At 45.7% G+C, this 24,376-nt stretch carries 19 protein-coding genes; 7 read left to right on the top strand and 12 right to left on the bottom strand.

The genetic code is table 11. From position 1 onward, the window contains the following. Nucleotides 1-48 precede the first annotated feature (48 nt). The 8 genes from ACSX1A_RS08760 to ACSX1A_RS08725 form a co-directional block, all read right to left on the bottom strand. Complete coding sequence (locus ACSX1A_RS08760) at nt 49-465, bottom strand: T9SS type A sorting domain-containing protein (protein WP_439883250.1); 417 nt, start codon at nt 463-465, stop codon at nt 49-51. 57 nt (nt 466-522) lie between these two features. Next, a complete protein-coding gene (locus ACSX1A_RS08755) occupies nt 523-1,449 on the bottom strand; it encodes a DUF1835 domain-containing protein (RefSeq protein WP_439883249.1) in 927 nt (308 codons plus the stop codon). Between the two features lie 89 nt (nt 1,450-1,538). After that, nucleotides 1,539-2,414 carry an SMP-30/gluconolactonase/LRE family protein gene (locus tag ACSX1A_RS08750; RefSeq protein WP_439883248.1) on the bottom strand — a complete coding sequence of 292 codons (876 nt, stop codon included), beginning with the start codon at nt 2,412-2,414 and terminating at the stop codon, nt 1,539-1,541. A gap of 65 nt (nt 2,415-2,479) precedes the next feature. Next, nucleotides 2,480-3,592 carry an AMP-binding protein gene (locus tag ACSX1A_RS08745; RefSeq protein WP_439883247.1) on the bottom strand — a complete coding sequence of 371 codons (1,113 nt, stop codon included), beginning with the start codon at nt 3,590-3,592 and terminating at the stop codon, nt 2,480-2,482. 186 nt (nt 3,593-3,778) lie between these two features. Further along, the gene (locus tag ACSX1A_RS08740; RefSeq protein ID WP_439883246.1) at nt 3,779-4,234 is read right to left on the bottom strand and encodes a DoxX family protein; all 456 of its coding nucleotides are present in this window, start codon (nt 4,232-4,234) and stop codon (nt 3,779-3,781) included. 86 nt (nt 4,235-4,320) lie between these two features. Next, nucleotides 4,321-6,021 carry a 2-succinyl-5-enolpyruvyl-6-hydroxy-3-cyclohexene-1-carboxylic-acid synthase gene (gene menD, locus ACSX1A_RS08735; protein ID WP_439883245.1) on the bottom strand — a complete coding sequence of 567 codons (1,701 nt, stop codon included), beginning with the start codon at nt 6,019-6,021 and terminating at the stop codon, nt 4,321-4,323. Nucleotides 6,022-6,054: 33 nt separating this feature from the next. Further along, nucleotides 6,055-7,236 carry an isochorismate synthase gene (locus ACSX1A_RS08730; RefSeq protein ID WP_439883244.1) on the bottom strand — a complete coding sequence of 394 codons (1,182 nt, stop codon included), beginning with the start codon at nt 7,234-7,236 and terminating at the stop codon, nt 6,055-6,057. Between the two features lie 3 nt (nt 7,237-7,239). After that, entirely contained in the window at nt 7,240-7,659 is a 420-nt protein-coding gene (locus ACSX1A_RS08725; RefSeq protein ID WP_439883243.1) for a hotdog fold thioesterase, read from the bottom strand. A gap of 57 nt (nt 7,660-7,716) precedes the next feature. On the opposite strand from ACSX1A_RS08725, the gene ACSX1A_RS08720 reads away from it, so the two are divergent. After that, a complete protein-coding gene (locus ACSX1A_RS08720) occupies nt 7,717-8,376 on the top strand; it encodes a histidine phosphatase family protein (RefSeq protein WP_439883242.1) in 660 nt (219 codons plus the stop codon). Between the two features lie 89 nt (nt 8,377-8,465). Beyond that, complete coding sequence (locus ACSX1A_RS08715; protein WP_439883241.1) at nt 8,466-10,163, top strand: pyruvate dehydrogenase complex dihydrolipoamide acetyltransferase; 1,698 nt, start codon at nt 8,466-8,468, stop codon at nt 10,161-10,163. A 93-nt stretch (nt 10,164-10,256) separates the two neighbouring features. Here the strand turns inward: ACSX1A_RS08715 and ACSX1A_RS08710 are convergent, their stop codons facing one another. Continuing rightward, nucleotides 10,257-10,775, bottom strand: coding sequence for a GreA/GreB family elongation factor (locus ACSX1A_RS08710; RefSeq protein ID WP_439883240.1), 519 nt, complete (start codon nt 10,773-10,775; stop codon nt 10,257-10,259). Nucleotides 10,776-10,922: 147 nt separating this feature from the next. On the opposite strand from ACSX1A_RS08710, the gene ACSX1A_RS08705 reads away from it, so the two are divergent. The 3 genes from ACSX1A_RS08705 to ACSX1A_RS08695 all read left to right on the top strand — a co-directional run bounded on the left by ACSX1A_RS08705 (nt 10,923) and on the right by ACSX1A_RS08695 (nt 14,690). Continuing rightward, nucleotides 10,923-12,755: a glycoside hydrolase family 15 protein gene (locus ACSX1A_RS08705; RefSeq protein WP_439883239.1), complete on the top strand. Its 1,833-nt coding sequence runs from the start codon at nt 10,923-10,925 to the stop codon at nt 12,753-12,755. Between the two features lie 246 nt (nt 12,756-13,001). Further along, a complete protein-coding gene (gene hslV / locus ACSX1A_RS08700; protein WP_439883238.1) occupies nt 13,002-13,544 on the top strand; it encodes an ATP-dependent protease subunit HslV in 543 nt (180 codons plus the stop codon). Between the two features lie 174 nt (nt 13,545-13,718). Beyond that, a complete protein-coding gene (locus tag ACSX1A_RS08695) occupies nt 13,719-14,690 on the top strand; it encodes a deoxyhypusine synthase family protein (protein ID WP_439883237.1) in 972 nt (323 codons plus the stop codon). A gap of 298 nt (nt 14,691-14,988) precedes the next feature. Here the strand turns inward: ACSX1A_RS08695 and ACSX1A_RS08690 are convergent, their stop codons facing one another. Together ACSX1A_RS08690 and ACSX1A_RS08685 are read right to left on the bottom strand one after the other, a co-directional pair. Then, entirely contained in the window at nt 14,989-17,586 is a 2,598-nt protein-coding gene (locus ACSX1A_RS08690) for a M1 family metallopeptidase (RefSeq protein ID WP_439883236.1), read from the bottom strand. A 73-nt stretch (nt 17,587-17,659) separates the two neighbouring features. Further along, nucleotides 17,660-18,211 (bottom strand): 2'-5' RNA ligase family protein, encoded by a 552-nt coding sequence (locus ACSX1A_RS08685; RefSeq protein ID WP_439883235.1) that lies wholly within the window; start codon nt 18,209-18,211, stop codon nt 17,660-17,662. 282 nt (nt 18,212-18,493) lie between these two features. Here ACSX1A_RS08685 and ACSX1A_RS08680 point away from each other — a divergent pair, with 282 nt between their 5' ends. Both ACSX1A_RS08680 and ACSX1A_RS08675 read left to right on the top strand, forming a co-directional pair. Further along, on the top strand, nt 18,494-20,428 hold the full coding sequence (locus tag ACSX1A_RS08680) for an ABC-F family ATP-binding cassette domain-containing protein (protein ID WP_439883234.1): 1,935 nt from the start codon (nt 18,494-18,496) through the stop codon (nt 20,426-20,428). A gap of 213 nt (nt 20,429-20,641) precedes the next feature. Continuing rightward, nucleotides 20,642-22,303: an alpha-amylase family protein gene (locus ACSX1A_RS08675; RefSeq protein WP_439883233.1), complete on the top strand. Its 1,662-nt coding sequence runs from the start codon at nt 20,642-20,644 to the stop codon at nt 22,301-22,303. Between the two features lie 64 nt (nt 22,304-22,367). Here ACSX1A_RS08675 and ACSX1A_RS08670 read toward each other — a convergent pair whose 3' ends face one another. Beyond that, nucleotides 22,368-23,972 carry an alpha-amylase family glycosyl hydrolase gene (locus tag ACSX1A_RS08670; RefSeq protein WP_439883232.1) on the bottom strand — a complete coding sequence of 535 codons (1,605 nt, stop codon included), beginning with the start codon at nt 23,970-23,972 and terminating at the stop codon, nt 22,368-22,370. Between the last annotated feature and the right edge of the window lie 404 nt (nt 23,973-24,376).

Below are 24,376 nucleotides of genomic sequence, written 5' to 3'. Positions count from 1 at the left end.
CATCAGCAATGGAATTTAAGTTGTGGTTATGTATCGCTCGTTCAGCGCTTAGTTTCCTACTTTAAATTTTGTCCAGTAAGTGGTATCGCTTGTTTTTACCTCAACCAGATAAACGCTTGGCTTTAGTTTACCAACATTATAGCGCCAGGCGTTTTGGTTATTAGCAATACTGATCGGTTTATTAAAAACCAATTTTCCCGCTGCATCCGTTATCTGTAACATCGCGTTCTCGTCCAGGTCCTGCGAAAAGTCAAGCTGGAAAGTTCCTTTAGGGCCAGCCAGCAAGTTAATTCCAGAAAGCGATTCTGATCTTGAACCCCCTTCTTTTTTTTGATCTGATGTAACAAGAATATGCTCCTGTTCCTGCCTCGGTAGCGGGTTGGTTTGGGCAAAAGCAGCCATGCTGGTAGCAGCTATCGTAAGGCAACACAAAAATGCAGGGATGATATTTGGCTTGATATTCATATGTAACAGAGTTTAAAATGTGTCTTTACCTTCTGTTAAGCATATTTTAGGCCAGAGTTATTTATGAGGGGTAGATGTTTTTAACATATTTGTCGATTTATTAAAGCAAAAGTGATTTGATGAGTCAATTTTTGCGCCTCCCAGCCAGTGCGGTTTTGGCATAGACGAGGCCAGGCCCTGCAAAACGCGTTCACCAAAAAAGCTTAAACGCAGCGTTTTCTTCCCTTGTACCAGATCCGGTTGTAGGCGGTGCAGTATTTGTTCAATCTGTGCGTCACCAAAGCCATAGGCCGGATGCTCGTGCCAGAACTGTTGCATCAGTGCCTCTACAGTATCGATACCTCCTGCAATCAAATTCAAAATAATTGTTTCGGGTTGGCTTAAGCCGGTGTGGCAATCAGGAAATCTAGTAAAGTGTAGCTTCAGGGCGTTGCCAATATTAGGGAGCAGCAACTCCCGCTGCTCCAGGTAAAGTTGCAGGTTAACTGGGTCATGACTACCATAAAGTTGCCAGAGCTCACTTGCCTGTTTTAACTGTAACTCTGAAAGCTGGGTCCTTTTTTCAAAGATACTTTGCAGTTCTCCTGGTTTCATAAGCCCAATAGAATGATTGGGTGGTGGAGTGCAAACCGATACTAACTGATGATTTTTTTCAAGCAGATATTGTAAAAGGTATAACAGGTTCAACTGGCACATCAGGTCGGCATCGAACCAAAGTATGATTTCAAAAAATGATGAGGGCTCTTTTAGTTTAGATACCTCCTGCAGCACTTTTTCACTATATCTTTCAGGAGTTTCTTTGAACGAACTGCTAATAAATTCCTGCCTTTTTCTCCAGAACTCAGCCTCCGGCAGCGATGCAAGAACTGGTCCTTCAGATAGTATTTCGCGCCAGATAATAGTCTGACCGGGAAAGGAGGCAGCCTCAAAAGCAGGTATAGTAGCATCGCCATTGAGGATATGAAGTGAAGGAAGCTGTTTCATTTAAAAAATTATAGAAAAAATTAAGGCAGCTGCCACTGACCTGTGCAGCTGCCCCACTTCAACATTATAACAGTTATTCTATAACGTGTTTACCTCCTTGATAGTCTGTAAGCGACCACTCTATTATCGTTAAACGTTGGCACCAGCACCAGGCCAAGCCTGTCTGCATAGCTGATATCGGCAGCGTTTACGTTATTACTTTTCGTGTCCAGGATCTTCCAATTTTTTCCTTCGCTGTTCACAAAGTATATTTCTCCGTCCCAGCTGGATACCAGGTAATCTCCGGTTCCGGTTTCAGCAATGCCATCTGCAGATCGAATACCTTCAGTCCATTTCGTCCAGTTCTTTGTTTCAGGATCAAGAAATTTTACATCGCCACTGCTCATGAAGGCGATTATCATGCGATCTCCATCTAAATAAATGCCATTTGGTTTTTCACGATCAGTGTTCTCCATCCAGGTGCTCATTTTGCCGTTACGCAGCAGGTAAATTCGCTTTTGATCTGAATCAGTCACGTATATATTGCCTGAATTATCAGCGGCCACATCATTCAGGTATTTTGCTTTCTCGGCATCATAACGGCCTAGTACAGCGCCGGTCTGTGTGGAGATAGCCACTACTGCATCCACATCGGCCACGTATAGTACATTGTTGTGCAGGGCCATGCCTCTGGGGTCGTTTAAACCTGAAACCCAGTACAGCTCTTCAATTTCACCGTTATTGCTGATCTTGGATATAAAACCATCTCCATCTTTTTTGTTTCCGGACGTTTTATTGATGTTTGAAACGTAAATTACGTTTCGTTGTGCATCATAGAGCGTGGATTCGGGGGTACGTAAGGAGTTATCTGTAGCCCAGGCTTGCTCTAGTTCTACAGGCGCTTTTGAGGTAAAGAGCCTGCTGTTACAGCCGGTAGTACTTATCAGTAGGAACAAAGCGCAAACGCTTGTGAGTTTAATCCGCATCGTTTTTACGTAGTTGGTTGAACACTTTCTACGGACGTATGCGCCTGCTGTTATCTTTTGTAGGTTTAATCGGTATGTAGGCCCAGTTTCTGCATGGTGCGCTGCCGTGAGATCTTGCCTGTCGCCGTTTCGGAAAAAGCCTGGCTATAATATACCTCACGAGGTACTTCAAACTTACGAAGCATGCCTTTGAGTTTAGTAAGCAACTGTGTTTCAACTTCCGCAGCAAGCGGATTTCCTTCCAGGATCAGAACCACCTTTTCACCAAGAACTTCGTCCGGTTGAGCGGCAATAAAAAACCTTGGGGAGTCAGGAAGCTCAACGAATGCCTCTGCCACGGCAAGCTCTACTTTTTCGACCTGCACCTTAACCCCACCCGAATTAATAGTGTTGTCGATGCGGCCAAGCCAGCGGAATTGTTTAGGTGTTAATAATTCTACAATATCGTTGGTCACTAATAGCTCATTATTTGTAACATCACCTTTAATGGTCAGGCAGCCACGTTTATCCAAACCTACTTTTATATGATCAAGCACCTGGTAATATTCTGCGGCTTCCAAACCGTTCAGGCGGCGCAGCGCGATATGTGAGGCTGTTTCTGTCATGCCATATGTATGAAAGACAGGCGCTTTTATACGTTGCAGTTCCCGTTGCAGCGTTGGGTTCACAGGGGCCCCTCCAACTAAAATACCTTTCATTCCATTTAACTGTGGCAGCGCTTCAGGCAATTCATGAAGTATGGTATGCAACTGCATCGGCACAAAAGAGGCAAAGTCTATTTTCTCGTTTCGATCAACCAAAGTAAGTGGGTTACCAATCGGTTCAACAATGATCATTTGCAGTTCCGCCAAAAATCCCCGCACCAGCATCATCATACCGGCAATATATTCTGTGTTTAGGCAAACCAGGGTGCAGTCTCCTTGCTGCAGCCCCAGCAGCTTGATGGTGCGTCGGGCGCTGTGCTCCATTTGCTGGCGGGTGAGTTGTATCGTTTTAGGAATACCCGTGGAGCCGGAGGTCTGGATCGGGAACTCCTGCACACCATTCAGCCAGTTACGGCAGAACTCCAGAGTTTTGGTTTCATAACCATTCAGGGGAATGCTGTTTCTAAAAGAGTAGCTGGCGATCTCGTCGAAGTAGAATTTTTTGCCGTTGAGTAACAGGTGCTTTTCAGTCATTTATCTATTTCCTCTTTTCTTATCCTGTTAACAACAGGCAGTTGGAGTTGTTTCTGGTTTGAAATGTGCTTACTTACACTTGCAAAAATGGGAGCAAAGTTGAACTTAAGCAAACAAAGCAGGCAAAGGTATAAACCTCTGCCTGCTTTATGCAATTTAACTTATAACACTAAATAACCCTAATTATTAATAAAGCCAGTCTTTCTTTGACTTGCGGATCAACCGATCTACTGAAAAACGACCTGACCCGAAAATGAAGAAGAAGATGAGCAGAACCAGTACAATGATGGAGGTCCATAGCTCGGTGTTTTCGGAATAAAACCCGCGTTCAGGGTTTATGAAGAAAACGGCCCCAAGTAATATCGGAAATTGAAATAAGATCGCTATTCGGGTAATAAGGCCAATAGCAATGAAAAAGCCACCAACCAAGTGAGCAAAAGCTACATAATGCGCCAATCCGATTGATACCCAAGGGAATTCACTTTTACGCATTATGCTGAATAATGCCTGCGTATCCTGAATGAACATAAAGCCTTTCACCATTAGAAAAATTCCCAGGCCTATCCGTAAGAAATCAACCCAAACAGGATGGTGCGTGTCAGCCCAATGTTCTACCTTGTGCATGTCGTGTGATAGGTTCATGATTAAAAATCGTTTAGTGAAACATCTTGGTTTTTAATAGATTAAACGATTTTAAGCACAAAGTGGATAACTTGGAAACGCGCTAGTTAAAAGGCTATATTCCGGACGGCTTTCTTGTATTCATTAAAGGCATCTGCATTAACGGGGCTTTCTGTAAATACCTCTACTAAACCCGCTCCTGAATCTGCTGCGAAGAGAGATTCGAGGGCTTTATCAAGTTCTTTAAGAGAATGTACAGCCGTGTAAGCCAGGTTAAAATCCCTGGCCGTATTCTCGGCATTCAACACCTGAACTGTTTCAAAGTATGGCTCCAGCTCCGGTTGTTGCTTTGGTCCGTCTATCAGCCTGAATATTCCTCCTGCATGGTTGTTCAGGAGCACGATGCGCAGGTTTTGGGGCATGTAATTATGCCATAGTGCGTTGCGGTCGTAGAAAAATGCCAGGTCGCCGGTAATGAGGGTGGTGACAGCAGAACTGGTAAGCGCACATCCCACCGCTGTGCTCGTGCTACCGTCAATGCCGCTGGTGCCTCTGTTGGCAAAAACCTCCACTTCCTGCTCCGGCTGTAAGGCTAAAATATTTGCGTACCGTACGGCCATGCTATTAGCCAGGTGCAGGTTGCTTTTTTTCGGAAGCTGCTTCAGTACTGCAGCCACTATACTTAATTCCTGGTATCCTGCCTTGTTTACATAGGAATTCAGGAACTCGCCCGCTTTACTTTCCATACTTCTCCAGGCATTTCTGAAAGAAGCATCGATCTTGGTGCTCCCCGTTAAACCGGCGAAAAAACTACTGGCATTGCATCGCACTATCTTGGTGAGGGACTGAAACGTATCTGCCACCTGACCAGCAGGCTGAATGTGCCAGTGCGCTTCAGGTTTGTGGTTACGGAGGTATAGTTTGAGGCTTTTAGAGATAATTGATTTTCCGAAAGTGATCAGCAGATCGGGCTGAAGTGTACGCAGCTTTTCTGTGTCGGGGCAGGCTAAGAATACATCCTGAAAACGCACCGCCTGTGGTAATTTCTGCAGGTTGCTGATGATGTCAGCCACAACAAGTGCACCCGTTGATTCGGAAAAAGCATGGATACTTTGAAGAAAGCCAGCGTCGAAAGCCTGTTGGCCAGCCACAACAAGAACCCTTCGGTACCGAAGTATCTCTTCCTGTAATTTAAGTGACAGGCTGGGGCTAAGGGTAAAATCAGATTCCTCTTCATTAATCACCTTTATCTTCTTTCCAAATTCAATGACTTCTCCTGTAGCGGGGTAAAATGGTTCACGAAGCGGCACGTTGATGTGCACAGGGCCTGCAGGAAAAGCAACCGCTTCATTCAGTGCTTCAGAAACGATACGCTCGCTGTGCCAGACAGCATCGTCATTAGAAAAATCAACCGGGAAAGTATAGCTTTTCTTGATGTGGCGTCCGTAAACATCCTGCTGCCGGATTGTTTGACCATCTAACTGGTCAATCCACTCCGGTGGACGGTCAGCGGTAAGTATAAGCAGCGGTACTTGCTGGAAATAAGCCTCTGCCACAGCAGGAGCATAATTTAAAGCCGCCGTGCCGGACGTGCATATCAGTACTGTTGGTGTGCCCGATGTGAGAGCCATGCCCAGGGCAATAAAAGCAGCTGCTCTTTCATCACTTACCGTGCGTACTTTCAGGTCTTTGTGTCGTGCAAAGGAAATCGTAAGCGGGGCACAGCGGGATCCCGGTGAAAGAATAACGTTCTCTACCCCTTTCTGTGCGCAGATTTCTGCAATATTAACAACAGGTTGTATGATCATGGTTTGTGTGCGTGAGAGGCTGCTACAGTGCGCTTACTTAAAATTAGACAGAATCTGCCGCATGGTCTGCATTTTGTGCTGTGTTTCCTGCCACTCCTTTTGAGGGTTAGAATCACCGGTTATACCTGCCCCGGCATAAAGCATCACATCATGTTGTAATATTTCCATACAACGTAAGTTAACAAAAAGATGCGTTCCGGTATCGCTGCCAACCGGACCCAGGTAGCCGCTGTAGTAGCTCCTGTCATACCCTTCGTGAGCAAGTATAAATTGCAGGGCCGGTTCTTTCGGGAGGCCGCAAACAGCAGAAGTAGGGTGTAAAAGGGCGAGCATATCGGTTCCCAGGGTAGGGAAATCCACTTCTTTCAGGTCTACTTTAAAGTCGGTGCGGAGGTGCATCAGGTTTCCGGCAACAATGGTTCGGGGGCCAACTTCGGTATAATCGCGTAACCGCAGCTTTTTAAAGCAGCTCAGTATGTAGCGTTCCACCATTCCCTGTTCCTCTATTTCCTTTTGTCGCCAGATAGCGTCAGCTACATTCGCTACGGCAGGTTGCGTTCCTGCCAGTGCAACAGTATGAAACACCTGCTCCTGGTTTATACTTACTAATATTTCCGGGGATGCCCCCATCCAGGTGCCAGTACCAGGCACAGAAACCAGGGAAACTAAAGCCCTGGGGTAAGCCTGTTCTATGGCCTCAAAAGCCGCAAGAGGCGAAAAAGAAGGAGTAAGCTGTTCCCGTGCATTTCTTGACAAGACAACCTTTTCCATTGCACCTGCAGCTATCGTTTCGATGGCTCTCTCCACAGCTGTTACAAAACCCGCTTCAGTCTGCTGCTTCTGATCTGAAAAAGTGGATGGCGTATGCCATTCTGCCTTACCAATGCCAGGGGAGGAGTGTGCTTCCTGAAAATCTTTCAGAGCAGTGGCCGGTGCATCTGTTGCATAACTTAGGACTTCGGTAGCTGCATTGAAATGAACATCTGCTTTAATAAAATTATTCTGATGTTCTCCGGATTCCTGGAAGGGGCAGAAAAGGAAGCCGAAGCTACTTTGCTCCAATTGTGGCTGGCTGTTGTGGAGGTTATCCTGTAAAGAGACGCACACCTGCACCTCCTGTGTCTGGGGTAAGCGCCAAACAGCCACCGCCCTGTTTTGTGCGATGGCTGTCCGGAAAATGTTTTCTATGGAAAGTATAAGGGGTTTAGCACCCATAATTTATTTTTTATCTATAACAGCCACTGTCATGCGGCTGAGACATATAGTTTCTCCGGCCTCATTTGTGATGGTTGTCTCCCATATCTGGGTTGTTCTACCCAGGTGAAGCGCAGTTGATCGTCCGTAAACCCAGCCTTCGCGAATACTACGTACATGATTGGCATTAATTTCTAAACCAACGCAGGCTTTTTTAGTTTGATCAACATGAATGTTTGCACCAATGCTAGCAAGGGTTTCAGCAAGTGCCACGGAAGCTCCGCCATGCAATAGGCCCATGGGCTGGTGCGTGCGGTGGTCAACAGGCATTTTGCCGCATATATAGCCCTCTCCGAACTCCGTGATCTCAATGCCCAGGTGCTCAACCATGGTATTTTTCCGCCACTCATTCAGGGTATCTAACGTAATAGAAGTTTTGTGCATGGGCTGCGATTTATATATTCGCGGTTTAATTGTTAAGTAGGCAAAAGTAGAGGAATTTTGAGTATTAAGAAAGTATACATTATACGCCACGGGCAAACAGACTATAACCTGCAGGGCATTGTGCAAGGCAGTGGGGTAGATTCTAATTTAAATGAGGTAGGGAGAGAGCAGGCAGAGAAATTCTTCGCGATGTATAAAGACATCCCTTTTGATAAAGTTTATACTTCTACTCTGAAGCGTAGTATTCAGTCGGTGCAGCATTTCATTGACTTGGGCATCCCTCATGAGCAACATGCCGGGCTTAACGAAATTAACTGGGGTACCCGCGAAGGAACGCGCATAACACCAGAAGAAGATGAGTATTACCATAATATGCTGCAGCGTTGGTGCGATGGCGAAACGAATGTGTGTATAGAAGGGGGCGAAAGCCCTGACCTGGTGTCTGAAAGGCAGCAGGAGTTCATGGAGTTGTTGTTGAGCCGGCCCGAGGAAAAAAATGTACTCATCTGTATGCATGGGAGGGCTATGCGCATACTTTTATGTACTATCCTGCACTTCCCGCTCCGGTGCATGGACGAATTTTTGCACCAGAACCTATGCCTGTATCAGCTGGATTTTACCGGCACAATGTTCACCGTAAAGAAGTACTGCGATGTGACTCATCTGAAAAAAAGCATACCTGAAGCAGAAGGTACTGATGGCAATCGAACAAATTAGGTGCATATAGTTTGAATAAAATATTTTTAAATCTAATTTTGGGCAGATAAGACAAGACCTGATTTAGGCGATTAAACAACACGATATTTATGGCTGAAGTTATAAGAATGCCTAAGATGAGCGACACAATGACTGAGGGTGTTATTGCATCTTGGCAGAAGAAAGAAGGCGACAAAGTTAGTGCGGGCGATATTCTTGCCGAAGTAGAGACTGATAAAGCAACGATGGAGCTGGAATCTTATGAAGATGGAACACTTTTATATATTGGTCCGAAAAAAGGTGATTCTGTGCCTGTAGATGCTGTTATAGCCATTATCGGTAAAGATGGTGAAGACATCTCCAGCTTGTTGGATGAAGTAAAAGGTGGTGGTAAACCAGCTGCCAAAGAGGAGAAGTCCGAAGAAAAGAAAGAAGAGAAAAAAGAAGAAACCAAACCAGCTCTTTCTAAAGAAGAAGCTCCTGCTAAAATTTCTGTAGATACCAGCAATATCAAAGCCTCTGTAATCCGGATGCCGAAAATGAGTGATACCATGACAGAGGGTGTACTTGTTAGCTGGCAGAAGAAAGAAGGCGATAAAGTGAAAGCTGGTGATATACTGGCTGAAGTGGAAACCGACAAGGCGACCATGGAACTGGAGTCTTACGAAGATGGAACCCTGCTGTATACTGGTGTTAACGAAGGTGATTCTGTTGCAGTAGATGCCATTATCGCCATCATAGGTGAGGAAGGCGCGGATTACAAAACATTACTTGATGCAGTTTCTTCAAACAAGGAATCGCGCCAGGAAAACGTTAAATCTGATGCTGCCATAGAAGAAAGCGTGGAAGACGTTACGTCAGATAAGGTAACAACAGAAAAAGTGCCAGGACCTGAGTCTGCTGAAAAAGTGACAGAAGGTGCTAAGGCGGAAGGTGGCCGTATCAAGGCTTCTCCGCTGGCCAAAAAAATGGCTGAAGAAAAAGGCTTTAACCTTGCTGATATTAAAGGTACTGGTGAAGGCGGAAGAATTGTTCAGCGCGACATAGAGAACTTTACACCATCTGCAGCTCCTCAGAAAGCCGCTGCTCCACAGGCTGCTCCGTCTGCTGTGCCAGGAGCGCCAGGCGAAGCTTACGAAGAAGTAGCAGTATCGCAGATGCGCAAGGTAATTGCCCGCCGCCTGGCTGAGAGCAAGTTTACGGCACCGCATTTCTACCTGACCATGGAGATTGACATGGATAAGGCAATGGAAGCGCGTGTAAGCATCAATGAAGTATCACCGGTAAAGGTATCCTTCAACGATTTAGTGATCAAAGCTGCTGCTGCAGCATTGCGTCAGCACCCTGCGGTTAACTCTTCGTGGTTAGGCGATAAGATCCGTTACAACAAGCACATCAACATTGGTGTGGCTGTGGCCGTTGAAGAAGGTCTGCTGGTACCGGTTGTGCGCAACGCGGATTACAAATCGCTTTCTGCTATTGCTGCTGAGGTAAAAGACTTGGGAGGCAAGGCCAAGAGCAAGAAACTGCAGCCATCTGACTGGGAAGGAAACACATTCACAATCTCTAACCTGGGGATGTTCGGCATTGAAGAATTTACAGCCATCATCAACCCACCGGATGCCTGCATCATGGCAGTAGGTGGCATCAAGCAGATTCCGGTTGTGAAAAATGGTAATATCCAGATCGGTAACGTGATGAAGGTAACACTTAGCTGTGACCACCGTGTTGTGGATGGAGCTGTTGGTTCTGCCTTCCTGCAAACGTTTAAGAACCTGCTGGAGAACCCGGTGAGAATACTGGTATAAGCTAAAGTATAAATTATAAGTAAAGCGCCTCTTCGTTTCCGGAGAGGCGCTTTTTTATTTTACCTGTAAATTTGTGGCGAACTGCAGATTACTTTATTCATAAGAGATTTCAACTACTTCCACTATTTCTTTAACCCGGCCCATCGGAAGCGTTACCTGCTCCCCAACTTTTTTACCTATCACGGCACCGGCAATCGGGGCAACAAAGCCTATTTTGCCTTCTTCTACAGAAGCTTCATCCACGCCTACTATTGAAAATCTGCGTTTCATGTTTGGCTTGCCACCGCTCACTGTTCGTAACGTAACGGTTGCACCAAATCTTACTTCGTCATTGGGCTGCTCACGTGGATCAATTACTTTTGCGCTTGCTATCCGCTGTGTCAGGGCACTTAATTTTCCTTTTAATATCGTTATCAGCCGTGTCCTTTCTGCTGCATCCTCCCGGTTGGCTTCTACCTTTGCGCGTTCTGCTTCCAGTTCCTCTAACTCGGCACGTAGCTTGTCTAAACCTCGTGGCGTAACATAGTTGGCCATACCGGCGGGTAAAGCTGCCCTGGGTGGAATTATAGGTGCTTCCTGGGCGTCATCTTCTTTTGTAAATGCTCTGCTCATAAGCTTAGCTAACGTTGTCGGTCATGCTAGGTTGTTCCGATACTGAGCACTGCCGCAGGTGCAGTGTGTTTGCCAATCCTCACATTCCATTATAAACAATGAACAAGTGTAATCGTACCCTAATCAAACACTAAAGTTCACGGATAAATGAGTGACGTTAATAAAGAATATCACCCCATTGCAGATCATGGTGTAATTGGGGACCTTAATACTGTGGCGTTGGTGGGTTTGAAGGGTACCATTGATTTTATGTGCTTCCCCCATTTCGATTCTCCAACAATATTTGCTGCCTTACTGGATAAGGATAAAGGTGGTAGTTTTTCTATACTGCCCACTTGCAATGGTATGAAAAACAAACAGTTATACCTGCCCGATACGAACGTGCTCTTAACCAGATTCCTATCTGATAAAGGTATTGGTGAGATCACTGATTTTATGCCCGTAGAAGAGCAAAAGCAGGGTAATATGCTGATCAGGAGAGTTTCCTGTGTACACGGGGATCTAACGTTCGAAATGAAATGCAGCCCCCGCTTTAACTATGCCAGATCTTCGCACACCGTTATTCGGAACAACGACAATGAAGTGCTGTTTAAGTGCGAAGGACCTGAGGGTATTCAGGTAAGATTTAAAAGTATGGTGCCCATTTTGGTGAAGGATGGAGATGCTACCGCAACGTTTTGCCTGAAGACTGGGGAAAAAGTAGATTTTCTGATGGACCTGGAAACATGTGACACACCTTCGGCAACGGACCTGGAAGCGTTTGTGACAGAGCGCCTTTTTGATACCATAAATTACTGGAAAAACTGGGTAGACCAAAGCACCTATCAGGGCCGCTGGATGGACATTGTTAACCGTTCAGCACTGGTACTAAAACTGATGACTTCTCATGATTACGGATCGATGGTTGCAGCACCTACCTTCGGGCTTCCGGAGCAAATAGGAGGCGTACGTAACTGGGACTACCGCTATACCTGGATCAGGGATGCCTCCTTTACCGTTTATTCCTTACTGCGCCTGGGATACAAGAAAGAAGCGAAAGACTTTGTAAGTTGGGTGGATAGGCAATGCGACGATGTGGGAAGTGCGGGGCATTTAAGGCTGATGTATACTCTTTCAGGAAAGGTTGAACTAACAGAGGTCGTGCTGGATAGTTTGGAGGGCTATAAGGGTTCCAGCCCTGTGCGTATCGGCAATGCCGCTTATGACCAGGTCCAGCTTGATATTTATGGAGAACTGCTGGATTCGGTTTACCTGTACGACAAGTATGGCGAACCCATATCATTTGAGTTTTGGGATGATCTGCGACAGCAGGTCGAATGGGTTTGCGATAACTGGCAACGGGAGGATCAGGGGATTTGGGAAGTCAGGGGAGGCAAAAAGCATTTCCTTTATTCCCGGATGATGTGCTGGGTGGCAATAGACAGGGCCATGAAGATAGCTGATAATCATTCTTACCCGCTTCCGGCCAGGTGGCGTGAAGAACGTGATAAAATATTCTTTTCTATTCACCAGGACTTCTGGAATAAAGATCTGCAATGCTTCGTGCAATACAAGGGAGCCGAAACAGTGGATGCGGCCACACTGCTTATGCCGCTGATCAGGTTCATCGGGCCAAAGGACCCCCGTTGGCTCTCGACCTTAAAAAGAATTGAAGAACGACTGGTTTCCGATGCGCTGGTATTCCGATACCGAACCGAAGAAGCCTTTGATGGGCTGCAGGGTGGGGAAGGTACTTTCTCAATGTGTACTTTCTGGTACGTAGAGTGCCTGGCGAAGTCTGGACAGGTGGATAAGGCACGCCTTTATTTTGAAAAGATGCTCGGCTACTCAAACCACCTGGGGCTCTATGCTGAAATGCTGGGGCTGAACGGGGATCAGCTTGGCAACTTCCCGCAGGCCTTTACTCATCTCGGACTAATAAGTGCTGCTTTAAGTATAAATGACATATTGGAAGGCAAGGAGAATAAAAAGCAGATATAGTCTGTATGTTTTTTATGGTTAAATGCTTAGTTCTTAACGCCCTGTTTTAAATCAACAGCACTAAGTTTATATCGGACTAATAGCGAATGTTGTTTATTAAAGCTTTAAACCGGAAAATTTCATCGGACAATTTGGCGTAAAGTATAGCTTTGGCTTTTTGTTTGAGAATGGTTTAGCTTTACGAGAGGTAGTTGTAGCTACAACAGGTACAAGTGCCAATGTCTAATCTGAATTAAAATATCTCTGATGACAAAGATAAGATCAACCACTGTGTGTGGTATCTACCATAATGGCGAAGTAGCCCTGGGTGCTGACGGACAGGCAACCATGGATAAGCATATTGCGAAGAGTAACGTTAAGAAGATCCGTAAATTATTGGATGGCAAGATCGTAACTGGCTTTGCCGGTTCTACTGCCGATGCCTTTACGTTGCTGGAGCGCTTCGAAGAGAAGCTGAATGCTTACCAGAGTAACATGAAGCGTGCTGCCATAGAACTGGCAAAAGACTGGCGCAAAGATCAGTACCTGCGTAAGCTGGAAGCCATGATGGTGGTTGCCAACAAGGATGAGCTTTTGATCATTTCCGGCACCGGCGATGTACTGGAACCGGATAACCAGATCGCAGCTATCGGTTCTGGAAGTATGTACGCGCATGCTGCCGCGTTAGCACTCAAAAAGCACGCACCGCATTTATCTGCCGAAGAAATGGTACGGGAGTCGCTGAACATTGCGGCCGATATCTGTATTTATACCAATCATAACCTGATCATCGAAAAGCCGGCTTCTTAAGAGTTAAGGGTACAGGATTTATAAAGGTAATTGGTTCAGTTTGAGAGAGAATTCCCGGACTGCTTTCCAACTTTATACCTGCTAACTTCGAATAACTATAACTTAAACGAATTATCTCTTATCTTGCCTGCTCAAACTGCCATTCGTGGTAGTTTTGGCTTTAAGTAACAAACTATGAACGTATCAGAATTTTTAAAGAAACACTACAAGCACTTTAATGCAGCCTCTGTGATAGACGCTGCCGAAGGATATAAGACACACCTGAACAACGGGGGTAAAATGATGGTTACGCTGGCAGGCGCTATGTCTACGGCAGAACTTGGTATCATCCTAGCAGAAATGATCCGCCAGGATAAGATACATGCCATTTCCTGTACTGGTGCAAACCTGGAAGAGGATATCTTTAACCTGGTAGCACATGATTTCTATGAGCGTGTACCACATTACCGCGAGCTGTCAGCGGCGGACGAAGAAGAACTGCTTAGCCGCCACCTGAACAGGGTTACAGATACTTGTATTCCTGAAGAGGAGGCCATGCGCCGTTTGGAGCACACAGTTCTGAAATACTGGGAAAAAGCTGACAAAGCAGGAGAGTCATACTTCCCTCATGAGTTTTTTTACCAGATACTGTTAAGCGGCGACCTGGAGCAATATTACCAGATCGACCCTAAGAACAGCTGGATGCTGGAAGCAGCCAAGAAAAACCTGCCGATCATTTGTCCGGGCTGGGAAGACTCAACACTGGGTAATATCTATGCAGGCCACGTGATCAGCGGCGACATTAAGAATGTACATACTGTTAAAACCGGTATCCAGTACATGATCAGATTGGCTGACTGGTATACTGAGACTGCCAAAGAAGATTCAACTATAGGTTTCTTCCAGGTAGGTGGTGGTATTGCCGGTGACTTCCCGATTTGCGTTGTTCCGATGCTGCACCAGGATCTACAGCGTACAGGAGTACCGCTTTGGGGTTACTTCGCTCAAATCTCTGACTCTACAACCAGCTATGGTTCTTACTCCGGTGCCGTTCCGAACGAGAAGATCACTTGGGGTAAACTGGGTAAGGAAACACCTAAGTTCATGATCGAGTCGGATGCCACCATTGTAGCGCCGCTTATTTTTGCGCTCGTGCTGGATATGTAGTTTTTTTAAAAAGGACTAGTTGACAAAAGACTAAAGACATACCTTGTAAACAAAAGCGGGCTAGCTGGTAATACAGCTAGCCCGCTTTTGTTTACACATGGCTCCTCCCACACTTTGAAGTTATACCGCCAGTTTGAGCGAAGCGGTAACTGGTGGATAAGAATGGCGCCAGTTTGTAACTGGCGGAAGTACTAATCTAGAATACGCCAGTTACAAACAGGCCTCACGTACAGCTACCAGTTGCGCTCACGCTAAACTGGCGGCATGTGGGGTTTGTAGGTGCATGTGAATGTATGGTTTACTGTTCTTTTTGTAGCAGTTGCTCAGCTCTGAATAGGTTGTCAGAAGCCTGCAGGATCTTAGCTTTCAGTTTCTGGTTATAATCCGGGTTTTGTTGCAGGAAACTACGTACTACTGTGGCAGCCGCAGGGGTTTGGTAGGCACCAAATGTGGAATTAAGCCAGTTTGCCGGGAAGAAAATATCACCGGTCAGCTGAATCTCTTCAAGCAATTCCAGGCTTTCCTTCAGGTACTTCTCTGATGTGTTGGCACGCAACGGGTGGTGCAGGTAAGCAAGCGCGGACGCAACCCATGCTTCCTTCTCACGGTTCTTAGGATCTTTCAGAGAAGCAAAAAATGCATCACGCACCTGTTCATCTGCCGAAAGCGCAGGAATCATAAACTCCAGTCTTTTCCGGCGGTCAGGGTTTGTAATTCTCTTTAGTTGATCCTGCAGGATGCTGTTGCCTTGCGGATACTCCCGCAGGGCCAAAGCCAGTGCAAGGGAAGTATAATCATCTTCGGTAAGCTTAACGCCCTGCGGAGCCTGTTGCTGTTGCCAAACCTGGTAAAGACGCTCTTTGGCCTGCTCAGTCTGGGAAATGTTCTGGTATGCCTTAAACAGCAGTTTTTTGTAATTGGGTGCAGTCGCATTTTGCATGGCCTGCCAGATATCCTGCTCCAGTCCGGGAACAATTTGCTGGCGGGTAGCAGGGGAGGTAAAGTTCCAGTAAATATCGCCTAGCTGGCTTGTCATGAGCTTCAGGTTCAGCTCCTCCTGCTCTTTGGAAAGTCCGCTGCGGTAAAAGCTTAATAATTGTGCCGGTGTGATGTCTTTTTCGTTCAGCATACTTTCATACAAGTTGATGTAAGCAGAAGCGCGCATCACCGGATCTTTAAGCATATACAGCTTCGTCAGCATTTTGGCATCAAACGGAAACTGGCCATACCCTTGCCCGGAGGAGTTGAACAATATAAAAAGAGGCTCCTGCATTCCCACAGCCTTGTCCAGTGATACACTACTTTTGTCCATGTTCACAGTAAACTCTACTACCCGGTCAGGGTAAACAATGGCTACTTCAAATAACTGTGGCCATACCCGCTCTGATCCGTCTTCGCCCTTCTGGAATAAGGTCAGTTCTGATATTTTGTTGTTAAGCGCATCCATAACAAAACTAAATTGTGGACGTCCCGGCTCATCTACCCATATCTCATTCCATTTTTGCAAGTCAGCAGGTGTGTAGCGATCAAGAATCTCGATAAGGTCTGGCCAGGATGCATTGCTGTTTGCATACTTCTGGATGTATTCCCGAATACCTTTTTTGAAAGCCTCTTCTCCCATCAGGCGCTCCAACTGACGCATCACCACAGGGGCTTTGTGATAAATTATACCACCATAAAGAGTACCTGCATCCTGTAAATTGTCCAGGGGCTGGCGTATCGGGTTGGCTCCTGCTGTCCGGTCTACGGCATAGGCTGCCGGGAAATGATCTATCAGGAATTTAAGGTCGTAATTAGAGTCTTCAAGTGAAACCTGGGTTATCTTATCTGCCATAAAATTGGCAAACACCTCTTTCATCCACACATCATTGAACCAGCGCATGGTTACCATGTCTCCGAACCACATATGTGCAGTTTCGTGTGCTATCAGGTTGGAGCGGGATACTTTCTGGTCTTTGGTAGCACCTTCGTCCAGGAAGAGGGATGAAGCCTTGTAATCAATGGCGCCAACGTGCTCCATACCTCCATATTGAAAATCGGGGATGGCTACAAAATCAAACTTCTGAAACGGGTAAGGTACCTGGGTATAATCCTCCATAAAAGCCAGCGCATCTCCGTGTATCTTAAAGATAGGGTCCAGGCTCAGGTTTATCTTGCTACTATCAGTTTCGCGGTGGTAGAAGTTCATGAGCCTGCCGTTAACTTTTCGTGTTACGAGGTCAAAATCACCGGCCACAAAAGAGAATAGATAAGTGCTGATGGTATCAGACTCTTGAAATCGATAGGTTTTCTGATCGCCGCGTGCTACAATGTCCTGCAGTTGCGCATTTGCCAGCGCCTTCCAGTTCTTCGGAATAGTTAAGGAAAGTTTGAAAGTGGCTTTCAGGTCAGGTTGATCGAACACAGGGAAAACAGTGCGTGCCCTGTCCGGTACGAGCAAAGTATACAGGTAATCGTCGTTGCGGTTCAGGGAGAGGTCTCCGGCAGTAAAGCTAATCTCTATTTTATTCTGCCCTTCTTTCAGGTGCTTCTGATCAATAACAATATGTTCCTTCTCAAAAGTGATCGGGATGATCTTACCATTAACTTTTACCTGCTTCAGATGATCACGTTGTTCTTTAAAATCAATCTGAAGCGGTTGTTGCTTCTCGAGTAGGTTAAACGTGATGGACTCGTTTGATTCTATTGGAGCTTCCCGCTGTTCAGGAATATTTAGTGATAGATCATATTTTAGCTGATCCAGCACTTGCCTCCGGTGCGTAGCTAAAGAAGAAGATACACCTGTTTCAACGTCAATGCTACTGGTTTGGGTTACTATGTGTTGGCAGGAAAAGGAAGCAAGCAAGATGCATGACAGGACTCCTGCTTTAAGTGGAGCTATAACTGTTTTTTTCATGTGAATACGAAAGAGCAAAGCTCAATATAGGCATTACCAGCATGAAATGACAGTTATTAGACTGTAATTTAACTTAGCTGATCAACTCACGCCTCCCAAACCTGAACTCATCCTCTTTCAGATAAAATTCTCCACATTTCTGAAGTATGGTCAGGTTATCAATCGTGATCTCCCAGTTAAAGTTATAGTTACATAAAAAAGAAAGTACAGGGCCCAGCACTTCCGGAGTGGTATCGCCGAGGGCAAGTGTAATGTGTGGCAGCCAGAGATTGGTATTATAGTATAAGCCCATTTCTGTGCTCATCTCGGATATGTCGCGGTGCAGGCGGTCGTGGAACTGGTTGAGTGGAGGAGTACGCAACGCAGGTATGAAAATAACCGGGTTTTCGCCAGGGAAAATACCCAGACCTGTTGTCCGGACTTTGAAATTCTCCGTTTCGTAGCAGGTAAGCTCCAGGTATTCCTTGAGTTCCTCCATATCCACCACTTCTGCAGTTAAGATGGTAAGGTGTGGATATGGCGTAATTTTTACGCCACTCAGCCCGAATTTCTTCTCAAGTTTTTCCGTCAGCTCATCAACGCGATCTGAAGTTTTTTTGTCTAAAAGCGAGGCAAGTGCGATCATAGGGGTTAAGCTTTTAGTACCAGTGCACAATTTTAAAAAACGCTGCCATTTTAATTTAGTTTAGCAAAATAAAAGCAGCGCCTGTTTCAGGCAAAGCTACTATATACTGTTAAGATTTTATAAAGTTTTTAAAGTTTGTCCGGTAAGCCATACTTGATTCAAAGTGCTGCTTTAGCTGCCAACTGTGAGAGGAAAGCGGCATGGCACTTGTTCTACTTTCAGGATGTTTTATCCGGCAGTCAAAAATAAGTACCTTTGTATTTCAATTTCCTAGCATAGCACATGATTTCCATCAATAACCTGAACTTCCATTTTGGCAGCCGCCCGATGTACGAGGATGCCAACCTGCATATTAAGTCAAAAGATAAGATCGGTCTGATCGGTTTGAACGGTACAGGTAAATCCACGCTCCTTCGCATTATAGTAGGGGAGTATAAACCGGATGGAGGCAGTATTCAGATGAGTAAGGAGACAACCATCGGTTTCCTGAACCAGGACCTGTTAAGCTACGAAACACACGAAAGCATACTGGCAGTGGCTATGCAGGCCTTTGATGAGGCATTAAGCCTGCAGAAGGAAATAGACAAGGTTCTCATCGAGTTCGAAAATAATTTCCATGATAAACTAGTAGATAAGCTGGCAAACCTGCAGGAGCGTTTCGAGGCACTCGGCGGATATACCATGCAGGCAGAAGCTGAGGCTATTCTGGAAGGCCTTGGTTTTAGCACCGAAGAGCTGCAGCAGCCCCTTGCATCTTTTTCGGGTGGCTGGCGCATGCGTGTCATGCTTGCCAAGATACTGTTGCAAAAGCCGTCACTGCTTTTACTGGATGAACCTACCAACCACCTCGACCTTCCCTCTATCAAATGGCTGGAGACGTACCTGGATCGTTTTGAGGGTGCTGTAGTAATTGTGTCGCATGACCGTGAGTTCCTGGATAAAACTACCAACATGATCGTGGAGGTTTCAGGTGCAAAGCTAAATGTGTATGCCGGTAACTATAGTTTTTATGTAGAAGAAAAGGCGCTTCGGAACGAGATACAAAAGGGTGCCTATGAAAATCAGCAGGCTCATATTCGCCAGACAGAGCGTTTTATTGAACGTTTTAAGGCAAAGGCCACCAAAGCAAAGCAGGCTCAAAGCCGCATGAAGCAGCTCGACAGGTTGGAGCGCATCGAGGAAGTAGCACCGGATGCCGCTAAAGTGAATTTCAGCTTTAAATTCAGTACGCAGCCTGGTCGTCATATATTTCGCCTGGAGCACATGAGCAAGGCCTACGGCGACAAAGTGATCTTCAGAGATACGAACGTACATGTTGAGCGGGGAGATAAAATAGCCCTGATCGGCGCTAACGGTAAAGGTAAGTCTACGCTATTACGCATAATAGCGGGTACAGAGCCGATCAAAGGAAACCGGGAACTTGGGCATAACGTGATCATGTCGTTCTACGCGCAGCACCAGCTGGAGTCGTTGAACGTAGAGAACGAAATGCTGCAGGAAATGCAGCAGGCCGGTTCCAAAAAAACAGAGATGGAGTTGAGAACCCTGCTTGGTTCGTTCCTTTTTACCGGAGATGATGTATTTAAAAAGATAAAGGTTCTTTCTGGTGGGGAAAAATCCAGGGTTGCGTTGGCTAAGACACTTATTTCCGAGGCCAATTTCCTGATGCTCGATGAGCCGACAAACCACCTGGACATGCAATCGGTAAACATACTGATACAGGCGCTGGAGCAGTATGAGGGTACTTTTATCATCATTTCACACGACCGTTATTTTGTAGAGAATGTGGCTACCAAAATCTGGTATATCGAGGATTTCCAACTGAAAGAATATCCCGGGACCTACCATGAGTATGAGCAGTTCATGGAGAAGCGGGATAAGGAAGCAAAAAAGGATGTGGAAGCAGCAGCAGAGTCAAAGCAGCTCAGCCAGCCCAAGCAGCCCAAAGAGAAGAGTGAGTACCTACAGCTGAGCAATCAGCTAAAGCAGGTAAATAAGCAGTTGAGCGATGTGGAAGACCAGGTACAGCAACTGGAGGAGAAGCTGGCTGATTTTGAGAAGCAACTGGCTGACCCGAAAGTATATGGGGACATAAATCTGCTTCAGGAAACTACTGCAAAGTTTGATAAAGTACAGAAAGAGTTGGAGGTAATTCAGGAGAAATGGGAGGTACTTATGCTGGAGGTAGAAGACCTGGAAACAAAGCTGGCTGAATAAAATATATCTTATAAAAACAGAAAGCCCCGGCAGTAGCTACTGCCGGGGCTTTCTGTTTTTATAAGCACCAGTATATTAATTCGTAAGGGCGGCTTTATGCCGTTTTGAAGGTATAGAGTCTGGTGAAATGGCCTTAATTTAACCTGTTTGCCTTTGTTTCCGTTGAATTCTTCATCAATAAGAATCTTAAGTTTTATCCCAAATCAACACGGAATGAACAGTGATAAGGTACAAGAGGAGAAAGAGCTATGGTACAAGGATGCAATCTTCTACGCGATTGATGTAGAAAGTTTTCAGGACTCAGATGGAGACGGCGTTGGTGATTTCCAGGGGCTTATTGACCGCATAGATTACCTGAAGGACCTGGGGGTAGACTGCCTCTGGATACTTCCTTTTTATACAACACCAAATCGCGACAATGGGTATGATGTACGTGATTACTATTCTATTGACAGCCGATTAGGGAGGTTAAGTGATTTTAGTGCGCTTGTTAAGGTAGCGAAAGAGCATAACATACGCATCATTGTAGATCTGATCGTGCACCATACTTCCAATGAGCACCCGTGGTTTCAGGCTGCAGCTGCTGATCCTGATTCCAAGTTCTATGATTACTATGTCTGGCGTAGGGATAAACCGCAGGGTGAAACAAAGCAGAACATTTTTCCTGGGCAGGAAGATAGCGTCTGGACATATAATAAAAGTGCCGGCGCATACTATCACCACATGTTTTATGATTTTCAGCCAGACCTGAATATTGCAAACAAGAAAGTTCAGGAGGAGATCAAGTCAATCATAGAGTTCTGGTTATCCTTTGGGATAGATGGTTTCAGGATAGATGCGGCAACACATATTCTGGAGGGGAAAGGTGTAGACGGATCACGCCTGAGTAAACCTGTCCATTTTCTGAAGGAGCTGCGCAAGACGGTTACCAAGAAAAGCAAGGAGACATTGCTGCTGGCAGAGGCGGATGTGACACCGGATAAAATCGGCCTTTATTTTGGTAAAGGGGAAAGGCTGAACATGCTTTTTAACTTTATACTTGATAACTACATTTTTCTTGCCTTAGCCCGGGAAGAAGCTAAACCCGTTGCAGAGTGGCTCAAAAAAGCACTGCCTCCCCAAAGTTGCCAGTGGGCTAATTTTCTGCGTAACCTGGACGAGTTGGACCTGGAAAGACTGACCGATAAGGAAAGGCAGGATGTATTCAAACAATTTGCACCGAAGGAGAACATGAAAATCTTTAACCGGGGAATCCGGCGACGGCTGGCACCTATGCTGAACGGCAACCGGAAGCACCTGGAAATGGTGTACAGTTTGCTCTTTTCGATGCCCGGTTCACCAATGCTGGTTTATGGTGATGAGATAGGGATGGGTGAAGACCTTAGTCAGAAAGGCCGTGGAAGTGTGCGGTTACCAATGCAGTGGAATGATAAGAACAATGGTGGATTTTCGGATGCGGCACGTAGTAAAGTCGTATGGCCCCCGTTATCGAAAGGGCCATTTAGCTTTAAAAACGTGAATGTGGCCAGCCAGTATCAGCATGAGCACTCTTTACTGGAATGGATGAAGCGCCTTATACGCTTACGGAAGCACTGCCGGGAAATTGGCTGGGGCAAAGCTATCGTACTTGAAACCGATACACCACAAGTTCTGGTACATAGTATGGCATGGCAACAAAGCGTGCTTGTATTCGCCCATAATCTTTCCGGTAAAGCACTCCGTTTTAAAATCAAATCAAAGAAGCTGCACCCACGCCAGTTTTTACAGATTTTCCAGGACGGGGACTATGAACCAACAAAAGAAGACACCACTGAACTGGAGATAAATGAGTATGGCTATCGCTGGTTCAGGGTGAACAGGCTTCAGGATATTTAGAAACCACCTTATGCGGTACTAAAAGCAAAGCTCATTTTGCCCGGTATTCAGTTACAATGCTAACTTACTGATCCAGTCGCATCACCAGTCCTTCATCCCCGGAGAGGCTAAAGTTGCCCTTCAAATTACTGTTCTCACGCTCAGGGTCGGTTGCCAGCACTACTGTACCGCTGTAGGTCTGGTGTTCGGGCCTGAATACGCAGGGCTTGTGACTTAAATTAAGTATAATTAGAAATCTACGGTTTTCATGTTCCCGGATGTAAGCAAGTAAAGGTGGTTTTGCCGTCACAGGTAGATAGCTGCCTACATGCAAGGCTTGCTCCTTCTGTCTGAGCTCAATTAAACGATGGTAAAACGTGAGCATCGAATACGGTTCGTTGCGTTGTACCTCCACATTCATACGCTTAAAATTAGCTGGTAATGGCAGCCATGGCTCACCTTCGGTAAAGCCTGCATTTTTAGTTTTATCCCATTGCATGGGCGTTCGGGCAGGGTCGCGGCTTAAATCTTTTTCAGGCATGTTCAAGCCCTGCGGATCCTGAATCTGATCAGGTGGAATCGGCACATCGCGCATACCCAGTTCATCACCATAATACATGGTAGGCGTACCCCGTAAAGTGAGCAGCAGCATACCTGCCACCTTTGCCTGCGAGTCACCTACCCGGCTTGTAATACGGGGCTTATCATGGTTCCCAATTACCCAGTTTGGCCAGCCACCCTGGGGTAGCGCACCTTCATACTCATCTATGTGAGATTTGATGATGCCGGCATCCCAGTCAAGGGTAATCAGTATAAAGTTAAAGGGGAGGTGCGTACCTTGATTGTTAATACCGTAGTAAGATACCAATTGGTGAATTGGCAGGTAGATCTCACCGATCATTACCCGTTCATCATATTCATCCATTACATCGCGCATCATGGCAACGATCTCATGTACTTCAGGCTGGTCAGTAGAAAAAGCAGGTATAACTTTTTGGTAAGTAGACTGGCTCTCATTATAGTCCGGGTTTGGCGGGTTGTCGCGGAGCTGCTTGTCTTTGATCATATGCCACATCACATCAACTCTGAAACCATCCACCCCTTTGTCAAGCCAGAAACGCATTACATCAAACATTGCCTTCTGTACTTCGGGGTTGCGCCAGTTCAGATCGGGCTGCTCCTTTAAAAAAGCGTGGTAATAATACTGCTCCGTTTTCTCATCCCACTCCCAGGCTGTACCCCCGAAAACGGCCATCCAGTTATTAGGCTCACTGCCATCCTTGTTCGGATCTTCCCAAATATACCAGTCCCGCTTTGGGTTGTCTCTCGATGAGCGTGATTCCAGGAACCACGGATGCTCGTTGGAAGTATGGTTTGGCACCAGGTCCAGAATCAGCTTCATGTCCCGAGCATGCACTTCCTTCAGTAGTCTGTCAAAATCATCCATAGTTCCGAACAGCGGATGAATCCCACAATAATCCGAAATATCATAACCGAAGTCTGCCATGGGAGAGGGGTAGATCGGCGAAACCCAGACTGCTGTTATACCTAACCATTTTAGGTAGTCCAACCTGCTTATAATACCTTCCAGGTCACCTACTCCGTCGTTATTACTATCCTGGAACGAACGTGGGTAAATTTGATAAACGATACCGGATTGCCACCAAAGGTAATGCTGTTGCTGCGCCATGTTTTCTTAGCTTTTTATCTATCAGATCTTTCAGGTTTGTATGTACGAAGCCAGGCACCTGAGGATATTATATGATATAGTTAGGTGCCTGAGGTAAAGTATAGGTAGCACTTAATCCTGTAATATTTGTCTTGGATTAATAACCTGCAACAGTTACTGCTATCATAGGCCTTGATGCTGTTAAAACCTGGTTATAGATGTGTTTTAGCATAAATCTGTGTTTTTATTTGATAAATTATAATAACAAAGTTTGATATATATCAAAACTTATATATTTTTGCACCATCAATTAATAGTGTCTGCAACTATACCTGCATTTCATAAAATTCTATTGCTTTAAAAAGCTGTTTTATGAAATAAGAAACACAAGCTTAATCATCTGTAAGTGCCGGAATTTATCGGGG

The organism is Pontibacter sp. MBLB2868 (genome assembly GCF_051904785.1).
Lineage (GTDB): Bacteria > Bacteroidota > Bacteroidia > Cytophagales > Hymenobacteraceae > Pontibacter.
Note: the sequence above shows the minus strand (reverse complement) of the source record. Positions and strands in the feature narration are given on the sequence as shown.